Genomic DNA, 17,500 nt, shown 5'->3' on the forward strand with positions numbered 1-17,500 from the left:
TGTCCATCCAGGCGCCCGCCGGCCCAAGGTGGGCGCCCTGCTTATGGGGGGCTGCAGGGTTCCGGGACTAGGACCGGGGGCCGGCCCAGCAGAGGCGTGAGAGGCGTGGGCGCCGGGCACCGGGACCGCGGCCGCACCGCGAGGCGGCAGGCGCGGGCGCCTCCAGGGCGAAACAAGGAAAGAGGCAAGGAACGGGTGGGATGGCCGGGCGAGGCGGCAGGCCGGCTGTCGAGGCGTCCAGGTGAGGCGGCAGGCCTGGGTGTCGAGGCGTCCTGCGGCCCGGCTGGGCGTCGAGGGGCCCAGGCGGAGCCGGCAGGAAGAGCGATCCGAACGGGTGGCTGCGCCGAACGCCAGGGCGAGCGGCCAGAAAGAGTGGCGAGGCCGGGCGGCCCCGGCGGGTGTCCTGAGCGAGCGTCCAGAGTAGCGTCCAGAGCAAGTCGCCAGAGCGACTGGCTGGAGCGGGTAGGCAAGACAAGAGGGCAAGGTGCAAGAGGGCAAGCGGGAGGGGGAAGGGCCATGGCCGATCCGGCGGCCTCTTCAACCCGGGCGGCGATCGCGGTGCGGGTGCGCCTCTTCGCGGTAGTGGCCGAGCGGCTGGGCGCGCGGCAGCTGGAACTGGAGTTGCCCGCAGGCGCCACGGCCGGGTCGGTACGGGACGCACTGGCCCGGCAGCATCCCCGGTGGCGGCCGCTGCTGGACCTCTGCCGCCTGGCGGTCAACGGCCGCTACTGCGAACCGTCCACGCCCATCGGCCCGGGCGACGAGATCGCCTTGATCCCGCCGGTCAGCGGGGGCTCGATGCCGGGTGAACCGGCCGCGCCGGCCGGCCCAGGCGGCAGGGTGGCGGCCGGGCCGGAGGGCCGGTTCTTCCTGACGGCGGAGCCCCTGTCCCTGGACGAGCTGTTTCGCCACGTCGCACGGCCCAGCCACGGGGCGGTGGTCCTCTTCGTGGGCATCACCCGCCGCTTCACCGGGGACCGGGAGACCGAGCACCTGGAGTACGAGGCCTACCTGCCCATGGCCGCCGAGGAACTGGCCCGCATCGGCGCGGAGGCCGAGGCCCGCTGGCCCGGTGCGCGCCTGGCCATCGGGCACCGCACGGGCGCCGTGCCGATCGGTGAGGCCAGCGTGGTGGTGGCCGCCGCTGCGCCCCACCGCCCGGCCGCCTTTGCCGCGGCCCGCTACGCCATCGACGAGCTCAAGGTCCGGGCGCCCATCTGGAAGCGGGAACACTATGCCGACGGGCAGGTCGAGTGGGTGGGGATTCCGGCGGCCGGCCCGGACCAGGGACAGCCGGCGTGACGCCTCGCCGCCCCGGTGGTAAGTGCTACCGGCGTGAAACGCTGCCGCCCGCGGGAAGCATCACGTCCGGCGCCGAGAGCTGCCGCCGGCGTGACGCCCTGCCGCCGGCGGGAAGCACCGGCGCGCGGCGCAGCGTCAGCGGAACGCGCGGCGCAGCGTCAGCGGAAAGCGGCAGCGGAAAAGGAGGAGAGCCTGTTTGACCCCATCGGCAACCACCGCCACCTGGGATCCGGCGGAGGTGCCCGAGCTTCTGGCCTGGGATCGGGAGCTGCCGCCGGTGCGGATCCCGGTGACAGGCAACATCCCCACCACCCGCCGCCTGCGGGCGTTGATCGACAGCGCGGCCTTCCAGCGCCTGCGCCGGGTCCGCCAGACCGGACCGGCCTTTCTGGTCTACCCGGGTGCCGTCCACACCCGCTTCGAGCATTCCCTGGGGACCTATGAAATGGCCCGCCGGCTCGTCCTGGCCCTGTTGGCCCGGCCGGGCCGCCAGCCGGGTGGGGCGGCGATGGACGGCACGTTCCTCACGCCCGGCGACGTGGCCACCTTCCTGGTGGCGGCCCTGTTGCACGACGTGGGCCACTATCCCTTCTCCCACACGATCGAAGAGATCCCCGGCGACGACCCGTTCCTGGCAGGGCGCCTGCCGCGCCACGAAGAGCGGGGGGCCGCCATCATCCGGCAGAACCCCGAAATCCGTCAGATCCTGGCGGATCTCTGGGGCGTGGATGCGGACCGCCTTTGTCGCATCATCCGGGAAGAACCGGCACCGGACGACCCGGGGGCCCAGCGGCTGGCCAACCTGCTGGCGGGCCCCATCAACCCCGACCGGCTGGATTACCTGGCCCGGGACAGCGAGCACATCGGCGTGCCCTACGGGCGGGGCATCGACTACCAGCGGCTGCTGGACGCCGTCTGCTGGACCCCCGACGGCCTGGGCGTCGGGGTGACGCCCAAGGGCGTCTCGGCGGTGGAGACCCTGATCTTTGCCTCCTACATCATGTACCGGGACGTGTACTGGCATCACACGGGGCGGATCGCCGCCGCCATGCTCCGGCGGGCCCTGACCGAGGCCCTGCGGGCGGGAGCCTTTGCCATCGACGACTTCGTCGACCTGGACGACGAGCAGGCCCTGGGACTGTTGCGGGCCGTTCCCCATCCTGCGACCCGCGACCTGGTGGAGCGCCTGACGGGCGCCGGGCGCCGCCTGTACAAGCGGGTGGCGCGCCTCAGTTACCCGCGGGCCCTGGCAGGCGAATACGGGGCGGAGATCCGCGACCTGGTGCGGGCGGGGTACTGGGAGCGGGAAGCCTGGGCCCGGGATGCCTGCCGCGCCCTGGCGCGGCGACTGAACCGGCCGGTGGAAGACCATCACCTGCTGGTGGATATCGTCGGCGGCGGCAAGGAGCTGTTCTTCGAGGTGCCCGTGGTGGCGGGGGACCGGGTCTACTCCACCGCGGATCCGGAGGTGTCGGTCCTGGCGCCCAACATCGCCCGCAACTTCCGGGAGCAGGCCAAGTACGTGCTGCTGGCGGCGCCGGCGGAGCTGGTGGAACCGTTCCGGCTCATGCTGGGGATGCCCCAGGGGTGGCAGCCGTCGTGACCGGCCGGGCCGTCGCCCCGGCCTCCCTGTCCCGGGCGGGCGCCGTGTCAAGTGGCAAGATGCTTCGCCAGGGGCTTGGCGTGGCTTGGGGCCGTGGCCCGGGGATGTAAAATTTCCGACACGGACCTCTTGCATTTTTGTTACATACCGGTTACTATGGCCTCACTATGACACGTCCCCATGTACGGCCCCAGGTGCGACCCAGGGCATGCCCGGCGACCCGGCAGGTCCTCCCTGCCGGGATCATGGCGGGCGTCCTGCTCTGGTCCTTCTCCGCACTGGCTTCCGTCCACGACGTGCAGGCCCGCTCGTCCCCGCCGCTGGTGCCCCGCCCGGCGCTCCGGGCGGAGGTGGAGCGGCAGAAGCTGCTGGAGCGCGAGGCGCAGGAGGCCGCCCGGATCGAGCAGCGACACAAGTTCGCGCTGGGCCGGGCCATGTGGCAGGCCCGGTGGGAAGAACGGGCCCGCCAGGAGCGGCTGGCCCGCCTGCGCCAGCAGGAAGAGGCGCGCCGGAAGGAAGAAGCCCGCCGCAGGGAAGAGGCCAAGCGTCGCGAGCAGGCCCGCCGGGAGGCCGTGGCCAAGGCGGAAAAGGCCGGGTCCCAGCCGGCGTCCCGGACGGGTGCCCGGGCGGCTTCGGCCGGCGGTGAGATCCTGCTGGACGAGCTGGAGCTGCTGGCCCGCATGGTGGAGATCGAGGCGGGTAGCGAGCCCTACGAGGGCAAAGTGGCGGTGGCGGCCGTCATCCTCAATCGGGTACGCAGCCCGCGGTTCCCCGACTCCGTCCGGGCCGTGATCTTCCAGCCGGGCCAGTTCCCCACGGCGGCGGAGAAGCTGCCCCGGGTGCGGCCGGGTTCGTCCGAGCGGCGGGCGGCCCGGGAAGCCCTGGCGGGTCAGGATCCTTCCAAGGGGGCCCTCTACTTCTACAACCCCGCGCGGCACCCGTGCGAGGGGGATGGGGCGCGGGGCGACTTCTTCTGCTCCCTCAAGGTGACCGCCCGGATCGGCAACCACGTCTTTGCCCGCTGAGCCGGCCCGAGATCCTGCCCGGGTTTCCCGAGCCTAGCCACGGGGCTCGCTACGGCTCGCCGCCTTCGCGCCCTTCCACGCCACGGTCACAACGGCCTTCAACGGCCACCGTTCCCGCCGCCGCGGTCCCCGGCCGGCGAGGGAGCGCCCGTCGCGGCGCCGGCGGCCGCTCCAGCGGCCGCGCGGTAGACGGCAGTGGCGGCCAGCAGGGTGAGCAGCGGCGCGCTGGCCGCGGCCAGGGTTCGCACCTCCGGTCCCGGCAGGGTGGGATGGAGCCCGGCCAGATAGTCCACCCCGTCGTTGAAAAGGCTCCAGGCCACCACCGCGGCCAGCCCCCGCAGCGAGCCCGGATACACCCGCTGGTAGATCACGGCTTCCACGGCCATGCCGGCGTGGGAGGCGATGAGCAGGGCGGCCTCCGCCCCCAGGGAGCCGGACCGGAGGGCGTAAGCTCCCAGGACCACCACCGTCCAGAGCCCGTACTTGATCATCACCGCGTACGCCCAGGCTTCCAGGGCGGGCAGCCGCCGGCCCGCGAGCTGCAGGAGCAGTGCCACGGTAAACAGGGTCGACGCCGTGGGCGAGTCGGGCACCACGGGCCACTTCCAGGCGGGGGTGGCGGCCAGCTGGTCGTGGTACCACCAGAAGCCCCACACCGAGCCCACCGCGTTGACCCCCACCAGCAGCCAGGTGGCCTTGCGGTTGAGGGGGAGCCGGAGCAGCGGGCCGGCCCAGTGCTTAAGCCGCCTAAGGAGCGTTCGCGCCATGGGTCGGGTGTCTCCTCCGGAACGGGTCCTTCTTCGACCCGATACTCGGGCGGCGGCCCGTGGCATGGCCCAGCCGCCTAGGTTACATTGGTGGACGGGGTGAGCGCCGTGACCCGCCCGTCCTGGCTGTGGATCGCCGTTCTGGCCGCCACCCTGGTGCTGGCCCCGCTCCTGGCCTGGCAGCTGGGCTCTGCCGATCCGGGCGACCGGGAAGCGCGGGCGCTGGAGAGGGCCCTGCGCTGTCCGGTCTGCGAGGGCCAGTCGGTGGCCGATTCCAACTCCGCCGTCGCCCTGGAGATGCGCCAGGAGATCCGCCGGATGCTGGCCGAAGGCCGCACCCGGGACGAGATCCTGCAGTCCTTTGCCGACCGGTACGGGGCCTGGGTGGTGTACATGCCGCCCCGGCACGGCTGGTATGTTCTCGGCTGGGCGGCTCCGTTCCTGGCGGTAGCCGCCGGGGCGGGCCTGCTGGCCTGGTGGTGGCGGCAGGGCCGCAGGGGGCACCACCCCGGCCCGCTGGTTGCGGGTGAGGCCGTACCCGCGGGCGAACCGGCCGGGGACGAACCGGCGCCCGGCTCCGCTGGCTTCGCCGCTTCCGGGACGGCTCCACCGGTTCCCGTGCAATCGCCGGAAGGTGTCGCCGGCCCGGCCGGCCCCGCCGGCGACCGCTCCTCCTCTGCCGGCCCCCTGGAAGAGGCGGTGCGCCGGTGGATGTGAAGAAGGGAGGACTTCCATGGCCAACGTGGGACATGCCCTGACCATCCTGGCCCTGGCGCTGGCCGTGGCGCTGGCCGTGTGGGCGCCGCTGGAAGGGCGATGGCGGTGGCGGCTGCGCTGGATGCCCCCGGCCCGCTGGCTGGCGGCGGGCCTGTTCGTCACCGTCAGCGCGGCCGTGTTCATCCTTGTCTACGCCCTGTTCACCGACGACTTCTCCTTCCGCTACGTGGCCAGCCAGTCCAGCCGCTACATGCCGGCCCCGTACAAGATCAGCGCCCTGTGGTCGGGCCAGGAGGGGTCCCTGCTCTTCTGGCTCTGGCTGCTCAGCGGGTACACGGCGGCGGTGGCCTTCAGCGCGCGCCGCGCGGTGCCGGCGCTGCTGCCCTACGCCCTGGCAACCCTGGGCTTCGTGGCCGCCTTCTTCGCCCTTCAGGTGGCGGTGGTGTCGGGGCCCTTCGACGTGTTGCCCAACCCTCCCGCCGACGGCCGGGGGATGAACCCGCTGCTGCAGAACCCGTGGATGGTCTCCCACCCGCTGGCGCTCTATCTGGGTTACGTGGGGATGGCGGTGCCCTTCGCCTTTGCCATGGCGGCCCTCTGGACACGGAACGCGGGGGATGCCTGGATCCGGGTGACCCGGCGCTGGACCCTGCTGGCCTGGCTGTTTCTGTCCGTGGGGATCCTCATCGGCTCCCGCTGGGCGTACACGGAGCTGGGCTGGGGCGGCGTCTGGGCTTGGGACCCCGTGGAGAACGCCGCCCTGATGCCGTGGCTTCTGGCGACGGCCTTCATCCACTCGTCCCTGGTCCAGGAAAAGCGCGGCATGCTGAAGCGGTGGAACGCCGGGCTGGTGATCTTCGTCTTCCTCCTGACCATCTTCGGCACCTTCATCACCCGCAGCGGCATCCTGTCGTCGGTGCATGCTTTCGTCACATCGCCCACCAGCCCGTGGTTTGTCGGCTTTCTGGGTCTGGTGCTGGTGGTCGCGTCCTACCTGTTCATCGACCGGGCGCCCCTGCTGGCCGACGAGCGGCGGCCGGAATCGCCTTTTTCCAAGGAGACCGGGTTCCTCCTCAACAACCTGCTGCTGGCCGGCCTGACCTTTGCGGTGTTCTGGGGAACGGTTCTGCCGCTGGTCACGCCGCTGTTCGGAGCACAGGTCTCGGTGGGGCCGCCCTTCTTCAACTGGGTGGGGGTCCCCCTGTTCCTGGCCATGATGATCCTCATGGGCGTGGCACCGGTACTGGCCTGGCGCAAGGCCTCGTGGCCGCGGGTGCGGCGCCTCTTGGCCCTGCCGGCGGTGGGGGCTGTGGCCCTGGGCGTGGCCCTGGCGGTCCTGGGCCTGCGGGAGCTTCCCATCGTGCTGGGGTTTGCCATCGCCTTTTTTGTCGGTACGGCCACCGTGGCCGACGTCATCGCCGCCTACGCGGCGCGGGTCGAGAGCACCGGCGATCGCTCCCTGCGCGGCCTGTGGCAGATGCTGAACCGTAACCCGCGCCGGTACGGCGGCTACGTGGTGCACCTGGGCGTGGTCCTGATCATGATCGGCCTCACCGGCATGTACGGCTACCAGCAGGTGGAGGCGGTGGGGCTTTCGCCCGGCGAGAGCTACACCTTTGGCGGGTTCACCATCACATACCACGGCCTGGGCCAGCGGGTGGCCGAAGGGGTTCCGGCCGTGTACGCCGACCTCTCCGTCAGCCGGGAGGGGCGGGAGATCGGCCGGCTGCAGCCTGAACGCCGGTTCTACCCCGGTTTTGTCGAGACCCTGGGGGCCACACCGGAGGTGGCCATGCTGACCTCCTTCAGCCGCGACCTGTACGTGGTGCTGGGCGGCTGGGAAGGGGACGCGGCCGGTTTCGAGTTCTACCTGAACCCCTTGGTGGCCTGGATCTGGATCGGCGGCTACCTGGTGGTGGGCGGCACCCTCTTCTCCCTCTGGCCCCGGCCGGCGCTGGCCACGGGGAGAGCTCGGATCCTGGCGGAACTGGCCGAACTCGAGTACGACTACCGCAGCGGCAAGATTGCCGCCGCCGACTATGCCCGCTTGCGCCAGGGACTGGTGGCCGCGGCGGAGGCGGTGCTGGCGGGATTGTCCGAGGACGAGGCCCGGGTGGCGGCGGAGATCGACGCCCTGGCCGCCGGTGACGGCGGGCGCGGTGACGGCGTCACCGGGCGGCGGCCGGGTGGCGGCACGCCGGCCGGTGGCCCGTGGGGGGACGGCGCGCGGGCGGCCGCTGGGCAGGTTGGCGGGGCGCTTGGAGGCGGCTCGCAGGTGAGCGGGTGGCCGGTGGATGCCGCGGCCAGCCCGCCCTCGCCTGGCAGGGAGGGGACCCGTGCCCCCGCACCAGCCCCCTGAGATCCGGGGGCGGTAGTCTGGACCCAGGGTCTGGACGAAGCAGGCCAGCTGGATCCAAAGCAGGCCCGGAAGGCAAAGGAGGCGCGAGCCCTTGGACATGCCCTTCGATCCATCCCAGGCGGGGTCGCTGGTGGTGGGGTGCCACCTCTCGGTAGCCAAGGGGTTTCCTGCAGCGGCCGGGGTCGCGGTCCAGGTGGGTGCCAACGCCCTGCAGTTCTTCCCCCGCAACCCCCGCGGCGGTGCCCAGCGGCAGGTGAGCGAGGCGGAGCGCGCCCAGTGGCTTGAGCGCCGGGAGGAGGCCGGCCTGCGCTACACCATCGCCCACATCCCCTACACGGTGAACCTGGCCTCCCCCAAGCCTGCGGCCTACGAGTTCGCCCGGCGCGTGCTGCGCGAAGATCTTGAGCGCTGCCGCTGGGTCGGGGCGGACGCCGCCGTCACCCACCCGGGCAGCTATGTGGAGGGTGACCCTGCCGATGGGACCCGGCGCATCATTGCGGCCATCGAGCCGGTTCTTCCCCTTCTGGAAGAACCCGGCGCGCCGTGGCTTCTGCTGGAAACCATGTCGGGGCAGGGCAGCGAGATCGGAGGCCGGCTGGAGGAGCTACGCGCCATTCTGGAGGGGTTGGGCTGGCCCCCGCGGGTCGGCGTGTGCCTCGACACGTGCCACCTGTTTGCAGCGGGTTACGACTGGCGCGATCCCGCCCAGGTGGACCGCCTGGTGGAAGACCTGGACCGCGCCGTGGGCTGGGAACGGGTTCAGGCCTTGCACGTCAACGACAGCAAGTTCCCCTGCGGTTCCCGCCGCGACCGCCACGAGAAGATGGGCCAGGGTGAGATCGGGCGCCGGGGCTTCGCCAACCTGCTGCGCCATCCCCGGCTGCGCGCCCTGCCCATGTTGCTGGAGACCCCCATCGACGGCGAGCTGGACTACGCCGCGGAAATCCGCTGGCTCCGGGATCTGGATCGGGAACTGGCGGCAGGCGCTTGACGGGGCGTGCGAAGGGCATGGCCGCGGCCGCATTGCAAGAGCCTGGCCGGACCGCAGGGCCGGGCCGTTTCGCCAGGGCTACGGGCCGTGGCCGCACCGGAGGCACCCGTCGCGCCCCGTGGTGCCGCCCGCCGGACCATGTCCCCCGCCGCGGGAGCGAGTGGCCGCGGAACCCTCTCAAAGCGACGGCCGTCGATTTCCCGGGAAATGCGTCGGGACGAACCAGCCACCACCCGCAGGTTCCGGCAACTCCTCCACCGGCTGCCAGGTGATGGCGAAATCTGCGGTGTCCGTGCGGGCGGCAAAGGCCACATCGGCGGCGAAACCCTGGCGGACCAGCTGGCGCCCGTGGTCGCAGGAGGCCAGGGTGCGCTCCACCTGGGGCCGGTGATGCTGCCACAGGGCGAGGGCTGCCTGGGCGGCATCGGTCAGCTCCCACCGGGTGCCGTCCTCCCGGAGGAGCGCCTCCAGCACGGCGCCCGCGCCCAGCACGTCATCCAGGGAGAAGCGTCCCTGGGTCCCCGCGCAGATCAGGGTGATCCGGTCCGGCCGGGCCCACGCCAGGTACCTGGCGGTGGCGCTGCGGTTGAGCAGGGACGCCGCCAGCAGCTGCCGGCATCCGGCCGCCAGCGCGGCCGCTGCGGCCCGGGTGCCGTTGGTGGTGCAGAGGACCAGGACCCGCCCTGCTATAGCGCCGGGGGTCATCTCCAGCGGCGAGTTGCCCAGGTCGAACCCCGGCTGGCGCTGCATGTTTTCCTCGCCGGCCAGGAGGGGCGGAGGCTGCAGCCCGTCGCGGAGGGCGAGGGCCGAGGACCGGTCGGCCACGGGACAGAGGGCCCGGGCGCCGGCGGCCAGGGCGGCGGTGATGGTGGTGGTGGCGCGCAGGATGTCGAAGACCACGGCGGCGTCGCCGGGTTCGAAGGCGTGCTGGCGGGCGTCGCCGGCGGTCCAGAGGACGTGCAGGGTGGGCATGGGTCAGACCTCCCTCGAACCAGGGGCCCATCTTGGGTAAGGTGCGGCCGGTTTGCGATCATAAACCCCGTGGAAGCCAGCGGGCAGGAAGCCAGCGGGCACCCGAGCCCGGCACGGCCCGGCGGAACGCGGCCCGCGCCGGGGCCGAAGGCGGCTTGCCACCGGCCCGGCACTGCGCTATTATAAAGCTTGCGTGCGGCCGGGTGGCACGGCCGGCAGCAAGCCGGCGGGTGTCACCAAGCCTTACAAGCCTTCGTTGTGCGGGAGTAGCTCAGTGGTAGAGCGTCACCCTCCCAAGGTGAAGGCCGCGGGTTCGATTCCCGTCTCCCGCTCAAACCAGCCAGCAAAGACGGAGGCCGGCAGCTGGTGCCGGCCTCTTCGCTTTTCTTTTGCTTTCAGTTGCTTCTGCTTTCGTCACTTGCTTCCGCCGGCCTCCGTCATCGCCTGTTCCGGCCGCCCTGTTCGGGCTCGATCCGCGCGCTGACCCCCGTTGCCGCGGGATCCGTCACCGCGCGGGTGAATTCGGTGTTGCGGCAGTCAGGACACGGCGGCAGCCGGTCGCCCGGGTCGTCCAGGCGCACCGTCTGCCCGCAGCGGGTGCACGTGTAGATGCCGGGGCCGGGTTCTTCCCCGGTGCGGGGCATGGATCTCACCTCCGGTGATAACCTGCCCCGCCACCAGGACGGCCACCCGGCCCGGCATCACCCGCCCGGCTCGCCTGAGGATCGCCCGCCCCGGGCCCGCTCGCCTCAGGCTCCGGCCACGGCCACCCCGGCGCGCTGCAGCATGCGGCAGTGGGCGCAGATCTCGGTGGTGGTGGGCTGTCCGCAGACGGTGCAGGGGCGGATCTCCACCTGCTCTCGCTCTTCCTCGAAGTGCTGGCGGCCGCGCTCGAGGAAGCCGAAGAAGAAGGCCGCCTTGGTGCCGGGCGAGAGCTCTTCCAGCTGGTTGAGGATGTGCTTGTACTGGATCGACTTGGCCCCCTTGGCCATGGGGCACTCCTCCACGATGTAGTCGATCCCCCGCAGCACGCAGTAGGACGCGATCTCGCGCTCGGTCAGCCGGAAGAGGGGCTTGACCTTCTTCACCAGGTTGGGAGCCGTCGCCTCCAGCACGGGCGCCTGCCGGGCCAGGTAACCGGTGTTCCAGTGCAGCACGTTGCTCAGGAGCGTGGCCGCCTCATCGTCCAGGTTGTGACCGGTGACGATGACGTCATAGCCGCCTTCCAGCGCCACCTTGTTGAACAGGTACCGCTTGTTCAGGCCGCAGGCGGAGCAGGCCGGCCGCCGGACCTTGCGGGCCAGCTCCTGGGTGCCGAGGCCGTACTCCTCCTCCACGGAGACGATGCGCAGGGTGGCGCCGCGCTCGGCGGCGAAGTTCCGAACCTTCTCCGTGGAGCGCTTGGAGTACTCGCCGATGCCCAGATCGATATAGAAGCCGTGGGCCTCATAGCCCAGGCGCAAGAGCACGTCCCAGACGGCCAGGCTGTCCTTGCCACCCGATACGGCGACCAGGATGCGGTCGTTCTTCGTGAACATGCGGTGTTCCTTGATGGCGCGCTGGACCTGGTTGTCGAAGTACTCGAAGAAGTGCTCGGTGCAAAAAGCCGCGTTGTGCCGCCGGATGGGCACCACGGCCGGTTCGCCGCACTTGGTGCACTTCACCGGCGCCACCTCCTTTCTACGAACCCTTCTACAAGCCGCCTCTTCTACAAGCCTCCGGGCCTACGCACCGGGTCTACGCACCGCCGGAAATGGCCGGCCGCACCTCGATCTCGGCGTCGTCGGGGACCCGGGCATCGGGGGTCAGCAGCCGCTTTTCGTGGATCACGATGACCGACTCGTATGGCAGGCCCAGCTCGTCCAGGATCTCCTGCACGCGCTTGGGACCCTTGATCTCATAGACCTTGCGCACGGGAATGGGAACGGTGACTTTCATCGGGAAGCCCCCTTTGCGGGATCGTCCCTTGCGTGCCCATGATAGCAGCGGCGGAATGGAAGCGGCAAGGAAGGGGTTTGCCTATGACGGCGCGCCGCCTGGGACCCCGGCTGGAGGCCCTTCTGGACATGCTGGGCCGGGTCGAGGTGCTGGCCGACATCGGCACCGACCACGGCCTGCTGCCCGTCACCGCCGTGCTGCGCGGCCGCGCCCGGCGGGCCATCGCCACCGACCTGCGGGCCGCGCCCCTGGCCGCGGCGCGGCGGCTGGTGGAGGAAACGGGCACCCAGGACCGGGTCGAACTCCGCCAGGGGCCGGGGCTACTGCCCCTGAGGCCGGGCGAGGCCGGGGCCGTGGTCATCAGCGGCCTTCACGGGGAGACCATCGCGGCCATCCTGCGCGCAGGGGCTGGCCGGCTGGAGCCGGGGACCCGGCTCCTGTTGCAGCCCACCCGCGGCGCCGCCGCCCTGCACCTTCCTGCCCTGGACCGGCGCACCGGAAGGCTGTGGCCGGAACGGTTGTCGCTGCGCGTTGATCAGCGCTGCTTGTGCCTGGCCCTGGAAGAGGAGCGGGTGGTGGTGGAAGGTCGCCATGCCTACGTGATCATCGCCGGGCGCGTGGTTGAACCTCCGTCCCACCTGCCCGTGGGCTGTCCGGCGTTCGCCATAGCGAACCCTGCGGGTCCGGAGGGCGCCGCTCCGGACGAACGGCCGTTCATCTGGCTCTGGGACGCCCCGGTGGTCGAGGCCGCCCACCGGCTGGCCGGGCTGGCGCTCCGGTGGGGCGTCGACCCCGGAGAGGCCGTGGGTCGGGTTGGGCCTGCCCTGCTGGCGCACCCCGCCCGCAGCCTTGGGACAAGGGGTGCCGGTCCGGGTGCCGGGCCGGCCCAGGATGTCACCGGGCCACCTGCCGCAGGGCGCGCCGGCCCGTGGCTCGCCTCTTGGCTCCATGAGCTCGCCCGGCCCTGGCGGAAAGCGCTGCGGGCGAACACTGGTTCAACCCCGCGGGCGGTGCGGCGGCGGAGCGAGGCGGCGGCATGGCTGGGGTTTCTCGGGGAGGTGCTGGCCCTGGAAGCGGGGAATAGGGCTCCTGATCTGGACGCGAGCTCACCGGCGGGCACGCCGGCAGGAGGGAAAGGTTTGGACAGGACAGAGGCGGCGGCCGTTGCCCCGTGGCGCCTGCACACCGACGGTGCAGCCCGCGGCAATCCGGGCCCGGCGGGGATCGGGGTGGTGCTGATCGGGCCGGACGGGGCGGTGGCTGAACGCATCGCGCGGTTCATCGGCGCGGCGACCAACAACGTCGCGGAATATACGGCGCTCATCACGGGCCTGCAGCGCGCCCTGGATCGGGGTGCCCGGCGCCTGGACGTCTATTCCGACAGCGAGCTCATGGTGCGCCAGCTCAACGGCCAGTACCGGGTGAAGAACGAGGGGCTGAAACCGCTGTTCGAGCAAGCGGCGCGCTTGGCAGCGCAGTTCGAACGGGTGCGGTTCATTCACGTGCCCCGCGAGCGGAACCGGGAAGCCGACCGGCTGGCCAACCAGGGCATCGACCAGGGCATGGCTGGCGCCCAGGGGACGCCGGGACCGGCTTGACGCCGCGAAGGTGCTGGGGTGGCACCGGGGACCGCTGACGGTACTGGTTCGCGTCAAGGCATGGCGGCCGGTGCCGCGCCCCCGGGCCGCGTGGCGGCCGTGCCGGTCTCCAACCCTCGGGTGCAGCCGGCAGATTCCGGCGCGGGCGCGGCACGTCCCGGCGTGCAGGCGGAAGGTCCCGCCATGGGGCGGGCATGGCCCGGCGCACGGGCGGCAGGTTCCGGCGGGGCTGGTTCGCCCCGACCTTGTGAGGCCGCACCGTGGCCCGTAAAATGGCCATGGAGTCCCCCACGCGGGGACCGCAGGTTTGTCCCGCCTTTTGTGCCGCGTCCCAGGCCGGGCCCCGGGTCGCGTTCCAGGCCGCGCAGGGCGGCCGCGGGCAGGCCCGGGTCGCGGCCCCATGTACCGCTCCCGGGATCCGCCGCGACTGCGCTTGCAGCACGCCCACCAGGCCCGCTGCGCGATTCCGGGCGCGGCCTGGAACGCCCCGTCGCCAATCCGCCGGCGCTGCCGCCGGAGGAGGCGGGCGCAGGCGAGCCGGGCGTGCGGTCGGCGCGGCAGGCATGGCGGGTCGAGTCAGCCGGGTGATCGCGGGCGCAGGGCCGCAAGGCCGCGTCCGAGGAAAGTCCGGGCTGCACAGGGCACGGTGCTGGGTAACGCCCAGCGGGGGCGACCCCCGGGAAAGTGCCACAGAAACATACCGCCGGTGGAACCGGCCCGGCGCGCGGCCCGCACCGCGCGCCGCCGGTCACCGGTAAGGGTGAAAAGGTGCGGTAAGAGCGCACCAGCGGCCAGGCGACTGGCCGGCTAGGCAAACCCCACCGGCAGCAAGGCCGAGTAGGAGGGCGATGAGGTGGCCCGCCGAGCCCTCGGGTTGGCCGCTTGAGGCCCCGGGTGACCGGGTGCCCTAGATAGATGATCACCCTCGACAGAACCCGGCTTACAGGCTGGCTCGGCCCCAAGGTTTATAGATGTGGAGGCCGCACTTGCCGGAGCAAGGGCGGCCTTTTCTTTTTTGCCTGCAGGGGCCGTGGGGAGTGCGGGGAACTCTTTGGCAAGAAAGCCTACGGGAAGAAACCGGCAGAGGATGCGAGGAGACTGCGCGAGGAAAAGGGAGGAGTAGGTCCCGTGGCGGAACCGCCATCGACCCCACCGGAGCCCGCTCCGCCGGCCCCGGTTCCGCCGGCGGCGGGCCGGCCCCGCAGCCCGCACCCGCTTCTGGCCCTGCCCTGCCGCTCCCTCTGGCGAAGCCGTCATCGACCCGAGGACCCGGACCGCTTCCTGGCCGCCTTGCGGGACGAGGCCCGCCGGCTGCGCCGGCAAGGGGCGGGGGCCGTGGAGTTTCATGCCGACGCCTGCGTGCTGGACGCGCGCTATGCGGCTTCAGGCCCGTGGCGCGAGGCCGGTGCCGTTCTGGCCGCCGAGGGCCTGGCGGCCACCGTCCACCTGCCGTACGTGTGGCCTGACCTCACCGCCCTGGACCAGCCCGTCTGGGAGGGCAGCATCGCCTCCATCGTCACGGCCCTGCGTGCCACATCCCCCCTGGCCCCCCTCCTGGCGGCGGTCCACCCGGCCAACTACGCCACCCAGGCACTGGTGCTGGCTACACCGGCCGACCAGCGGCCCGGCCTGCTGGACGAACTGGCCAACCGCCTGGTGGCCGCCCTGCGCCGCCTCCAGGCCGAGGTCCCCCCGGCAACGGCAACGGCTCTGGCGCTGGAGAACCTGGAGGGGATGCCCTGGGCTCTTTTCGACGCGGTGGCCCGCGCCGCCGGGGTCGCGGTCTGCCTGGACGTAGGCCACGCCGTCAGCAACGGTGATGATCCGGTGCAACTGGCGCGCACCCTGGGCGGCCGCATCCGCGGCCTGCACCTGCACGATGCCGTGCCGCCAGCGGGCCAGGGGACCGGCGGCGCAGCCGCCGGCAGGGCCCACCTGCCCCTGGGACAAGGAAGCCTGCGCCTGCCGGAGCTGGCCGCAGCCTTGGCCGAAACGGGGTTTGCAGGGCCGGTGGTGCTGGAGCTGGAGGCGGGCGACGCCCTGGAGGCGGCGGTCGAAAAGGTCCGGGCGGCGTGGTCCACGGCACACCGGTGACGACTCCGGCGGGGCGGCACCGCCCGGACAACCGTCAGTCGGCCGCGCCGTGCCAACGGGTCTGGGGGTGATGGCCGGGCTGGGCGCGACCTGCGGGCCGTCCGGGATGGCCGGACTTGCGGTCCCGGGCAGCGCGCGCCGGCGCAGGCCGGCCCGCTGTCGGCGCACGCTGCTCAGGCCGCCGGGGCCACAGCGATCCGGCCCGCTGCGGCATGGCGCCCTCGAGCGCCAGGGTCAGGCGGGGGAAGGGCTGTACAAGTCGCGCCAGGGCCGCCGTGAAGCCAAGCCCCCACAACCAGTACAGGCCCCATGCATCCAGCAGCGGATCGCCCGCCAGCGCGGCCAGCAGCCACGCCAGGACGGGGAATGCCAGGCCCACGTGGAAGACCAGCACCACCATGGAGTGCTGCCCCAGGTAGGCCAGGGTGCGGCAGGCCAGGGGCAGGCGCGCCAGCGCCGTGGCCAGGTGCAGGGCCAGCACGCACGCCGCGATGCCGCCGCTGTAGAACCAGAAGGGATGGCCGTACTGGCGGGTGTTGATGGCCACGGCGCCGTTCTCCACCAGGGCCACCAGCCAGAGCCCCAACCCGAGCAAAACCGCCCCCGGTCGCCCGAGCCGGCCAGGCAGGAGGGACGGGCCCGCAGCCTGGGCCCGGGCCCTGCCTCCGGTGAGGGCCGGCATGGCGGGAGCCACGGTCGTCCAACCGGTTTCCGGCCCTGCGTCGTGATCTGTTCCGCAGCGGCCCGGCGCAGCCGTCGCATCCCCCGGCAGGAGGCCGCCGGCGCCGCCGGCTGCACCCTCGGCCTCGGCGGCCTCCGCTGCCCGCGGCCAGGGCCTGGGGCCGGGGCGGCCGGGCCGGGTTCGTCCGGCCTGGCGCGCAAACCAGCCGGCCCAGAAAAAGGGCTGGGCCGCCAAGGCGACGTCCAGCGACCACGGCAGCGGGGCGTGCCGGCCCAGGGCGATCCCGGCCAGGCCCGCCGCCAGAGCGGCGGCGGCCTGCAGCAGCGGCGGCCGGCGGGCAACAAGCCGCAGGAGCCCCCAGAACAGCACCTGGCCGCAAAAGGCGGCCGGCAGGTACCAGAGGGGCAGGTTGAAGACGAGCCAGCCGGCGCTGGCGCTGCCGTAGAGCCAGCCGGCCAGGGGCCACCACCAGGGGACGGCCTGGGCCTCCGGGCTCGCCGCGCGGCGCGCCAGGAGCCAGAAAAGGTAGGTCATGAGGCCGCCCGCCAGATAGGGCAGGAGCAGGCGGCGGGCCCGCTGGCGCACAAGCTGTCCGGGCCGGGTGCCGTACCGGTCCCAGTTGAAGAGATAGCCCGAAACGAAGAACAGCAGCGGCAGGCGCAGGGTGCTCAGCGGCCCGTTGATCCAGGCGGGCAGGGGCGTGTGGCCGAGGACCACCAGGCTGATGCTGAGACCGCGGGCCACGTCCAGAGCCGCCACGCGGGCCGGGCACGGTGACAGGGGTTGCCGGCCTGCCCTTGCCACGCCCCGCTGCGGGCGCCGGAGCACGGCCGCGTCACCACTGCCCGGGTTGCCGCCGGTCAAGTGGGCGCCACCCGGTGCGCCGCCGCCTGGGCGGCCGGCGCCGGGCCTCCCTCCCGCGGCGGCACCGCCGCGGAGCCCCGCGGCCTCGCCGCCGGAGACGATCCGATTGTCACCGCCGGTTCGCCGGTTCTTCATCCTTCTCACATGGTTCGAGGGGCCGGGGGGCCGAACAGGGCGTTGCTGGCGGACGGACCGGCCGTCGCCGCCCGGTGGGCAGGCCGTCGCCGCCGGGGTGGCCCGCCCGGCCACCCCGGGCGGCCCGTCCCGCAAGCCGGTCCGGCAAGCCGGCCGGGAGAGTGGGTACGCCGCCCACGCCCTCCCTCCGGGGCCGCGCCCGCCCGCGTCCTACCGGGGCCGCCCGCGCCTTACCGGGGCCCTGCTTGCTGCGGGTGAAGGTCCAACGCCGGCCGGCCTGCTGAGGCGAGCAAGCGGGGCGTGGCACCTATCCCGGTGTCCACGCCCCGCGCTCGGTTCATCCCTTGCCCCGGCATGGCGAGCGAGACTGCCCCGCCGTGCCGCGCGGGCCGGGTCGTTCCTTTGCGGGCGCCGGAGGCGTCCCCGTCCCTGACGGGCTCCCGGGTTCCCGGG

14 protein-coding genes, 1 tRNA gene and 1 other RNA gene are annotated in these 17,500 nt (G+C 72.7%); 10 read left to right on the plus strand and 6 right to left on the minus strand.

The annotated features are described in order from the left end of the window. The first annotated feature begins 516 nt into the window (after positions 1 to 516). From THESUDRAFT_RS02120 to THESUDRAFT_RS02130, 3 genes are all read left to right on the plus strand, one after another. A complete protein-coding gene (locus THESUDRAFT_RS02120; protein ID WP_006903055.1) occupies positions 517 to 1,302 on the plus strand; it encodes a molybdenum cofactor biosynthesis protein in 786 nt (261 codons plus the stop codon). A 196-nt stretch (positions 1,303 to 1,498) separates the two neighbouring features. Further along, positions 1,499 to 2,905 carry an HD domain-containing protein gene (locus THESUDRAFT_RS12015; protein WP_006903056.1) on the plus strand — a complete coding sequence of 469 codons (1,407 nt, stop codon included), beginning with the start codon at positions 1,499 to 1,501 and terminating at the stop codon, positions 2,903 to 2,905. 245 nt (positions 2,906 to 3,150) lie between these two features. After that, positions 3,151 to 3,930 (plus strand): cell wall hydrolase, encoded by a 780-nt coding sequence (locus THESUDRAFT_RS02130; RefSeq protein WP_169328691.1) that lies wholly within the window; start codon positions 3,151 to 3,153, stop codon positions 3,928 to 3,930. Between the two features lie 98 nt (positions 3,931 to 4,028). On the opposite strand, the gene THESUDRAFT_RS02135 is transcribed toward THESUDRAFT_RS02130, so the two are convergent. Next, complete coding sequence (locus THESUDRAFT_RS02135; protein ID WP_006903058.1) at positions 4,029 to 4,697, minus strand: DUF1405 domain-containing protein; 669 nt, start codon at positions 4,695 to 4,697, stop codon at positions 4,029 to 4,031. A gap of 108 nt (positions 4,698 to 4,805) precedes the next feature. Here THESUDRAFT_RS02135 and THESUDRAFT_RS14090 point away from each other — a divergent pair, with 108 nt between their 5' ends. From THESUDRAFT_RS14090 to THESUDRAFT_RS02150, 3 genes are all read left to right on the plus strand, one after another. Further along, positions 4,806 to 5,414, plus strand: coding sequence for a cytochrome c-type biogenesis protein (locus THESUDRAFT_RS14090; RefSeq protein WP_242823206.1), 609 nt, complete (start codon positions 4,806 to 4,808; stop codon positions 5,412 to 5,414). Positions 5,415 to 5,430: 16 nt separating this feature from the next. After that, the gene (locus THESUDRAFT_RS02145) at positions 5,431 to 7,773 is read left to right on the plus strand and encodes a heme lyase CcmF/NrfE family subunit (RefSeq protein WP_006903060.1); all 2,343 of its coding nucleotides are present in this window, start codon (positions 5,431 to 5,433) and stop codon (positions 7,771 to 7,773) included. 97 nt (positions 7,774 to 7,870) lie between these two features. Beyond that, positions 7,871 to 8,764, plus strand: coding sequence for a deoxyribonuclease IV (locus tag THESUDRAFT_RS02150; protein WP_040826685.1), 894 nt, complete (start codon positions 7,871 to 7,873; stop codon positions 8,762 to 8,764). A gap of 177 nt (positions 8,765 to 8,941) precedes the next feature. On the opposite strand, the gene THESUDRAFT_RS02155 is transcribed toward THESUDRAFT_RS02150, so the two are convergent. Beyond that, complete coding sequence (locus tag THESUDRAFT_RS02155) at positions 8,942 to 9,736, minus strand: 2-phosphosulfolactate phosphatase (RefSeq protein ID WP_006903064.1); 795 nt, start codon at positions 9,734 to 9,736, stop codon at positions 8,942 to 8,944. A gap of 260 nt (positions 9,737 to 9,996) precedes the next feature. Here THESUDRAFT_RS02155 and THESUDRAFT_RS02160 point away from each other — a divergent pair. After that, positions 9,997 to 10,068, plus strand: a tRNA-Gly gene (locus THESUDRAFT_RS02160). Positions 10,069 to 10,173: 105 nt separating this feature from the next. Here the strand turns inward: THESUDRAFT_RS02160 and THESUDRAFT_RS02165 are convergent. From THESUDRAFT_RS02165 to THESUDRAFT_RS02175, 3 genes are all read right to left on the minus strand, one after another. Further along, a complete protein-coding gene (locus tag THESUDRAFT_RS02165; RefSeq protein ID WP_006903065.1) occupies positions 10,174 to 10,380 on the minus strand; it encodes a zinc ribbon-containing protein in 207 nt (68 codons plus the stop codon). Between the two features lie 105 nt (positions 10,381 to 10,485). After that, the gene (locus tag THESUDRAFT_RS02170) at positions 10,486 to 11,400 is read right to left on the minus strand and encodes a TIGR00269 family protein (protein ID WP_006903066.1); all 915 of its coding nucleotides are present in this window, start codon (positions 11,398 to 11,400) and stop codon (positions 10,486 to 10,488) included. Between the two features lie 73 nt (positions 11,401 to 11,473). After that, positions 11,474 to 11,674 (minus strand): MoaD/ThiS family protein, encoded by a 201-nt coding sequence (locus THESUDRAFT_RS02175; protein ID WP_006903067.1) that lies wholly within the window; start codon positions 11,672 to 11,674, stop codon positions 11,474 to 11,476. An 83-nt stretch (positions 11,675 to 11,757) separates the two neighbouring features. On the opposite strand from THESUDRAFT_RS02175, the gene THESUDRAFT_RS12020 reads away from it, so the two are divergent. The 3 genes from THESUDRAFT_RS12020 to THESUDRAFT_RS02185 all read left to right on the plus strand — a co-directional run bounded on the left by THESUDRAFT_RS12020 (position 11,758) and on the right by THESUDRAFT_RS02185 (position 15,366). Next, on the plus strand, positions 11,758 to 13,272 hold the full coding sequence (locus THESUDRAFT_RS12020) for a tRNA (adenine(22)-N(1))-methyltransferase TrmK (RefSeq protein WP_006903068.1): 1,515 nt from the start codon (positions 11,758 to 11,760) through the stop codon (positions 13,270 to 13,272). 572 nt (positions 13,273 to 13,844) lie between these two features. Next, positions 13,845 to 14,231: RNase P RNA component class A (gene rnpB / locus THESUDRAFT_RS12500), an RNA gene on the plus strand. 169 nt (positions 14,232 to 14,400) lie between these two features. Continuing rightward, positions 14,401 to 15,366 (plus strand): sugar phosphate isomerase/epimerase family protein, encoded by a 966-nt coding sequence (locus tag THESUDRAFT_RS02185; protein WP_006903070.1) that lies wholly within the window; start codon positions 14,401 to 14,403, stop codon positions 15,364 to 15,366. 34 nt (positions 15,367 to 15,400) lie between these two features. Here THESUDRAFT_RS02185 and THESUDRAFT_RS02190 read toward each other — a convergent pair whose 3' ends face one another. Then, complete coding sequence (locus THESUDRAFT_RS02190; protein WP_006903071.1) at positions 15,401 to 16,912, minus strand: acyltransferase family protein; 1,512 nt, start codon at positions 16,910 to 16,912, stop codon at positions 15,401 to 15,403. Positions 16,913 to 17,500 lie beyond the last annotated feature (588 nt).

The sequence above is a fragment of the Thermaerobacter subterraneus DSM 13965 genome, from assembly GCF_000183545.2.
Classification (GTDB): domain Bacteria; phylum Bacillota; class Sulfobacillia; order Thermaerobacterales; family Thermaerobacteraceae; genus Thermaerobacter; species Thermaerobacter subterraneus.

What these genes read in the sequence shown, in the direction of transcription:
- THESUDRAFT_RS02120 (WP_006903055.1), top strand. Translation starts at nt 517, where the DNA reads ATGGCCGATCCGGCGGCCTCTTCAACCCGGGCGGCGATCGCGGTGCGG.
- THESUDRAFT_RS02130 (WP_169328691.1), top strand. Translation starts at nt 3,151, where the DNA reads ATGGCGGGCGTCCTGCTCTGGTCCTTCTCCGCACTGGCTTCCGTCCAC.
- THESUDRAFT_RS02135 (WP_006903058.1), bottom strand. Translation starts at nt 4,697, where the DNA reads ATGGCGCGAACGCTCCTTAGGCGGCTTAAGCACTGGGCCGGCCCGCTG.
- THESUDRAFT_RS02145 (WP_006903060.1), top strand. Translation starts at nt 5,431, where the DNA reads ATGGCCAACGTGGGACATGCCCTGACCATCCTGGCCCTGGCGCTGGCC.
- THESUDRAFT_RS02150 (WP_040826685.1), top strand. Translation starts at nt 7,871, where the DNA reads ATGCCCTTCGATCCATCCCAGGCGGGGTCGCTGGTGGTGGGGTGCCAC.
- THESUDRAFT_RS02155 (WP_006903064.1), bottom strand. Translation starts at nt 9,736, where the DNA reads ATGCCCACCCTGCACGTCCTCTGGACCGCCGGCGACGCCCGCCAGCAC.
- THESUDRAFT_RS02165 (WP_006903065.1), bottom strand. Translation starts at nt 10,380, where the DNA reads ATGCCCCGCACCGGGGAAGAACCCGGCCCCGGCATCTACACGTGCACC.
- THESUDRAFT_RS02175 (WP_006903067.1), bottom strand. Translation starts at nt 11,674, where the DNA reads ATGAAAGTCACCGTTCCCATTCCCGTGCGCAAGGTCTATGAGATCAAG.
- THESUDRAFT_RS12020 (WP_006903068.1), top strand. Translation starts at nt 11,758, where the DNA reads ATGACGGCGCGCCGCCTGGGACCCCGGCTGGAGGCCCTTCTGGACATG.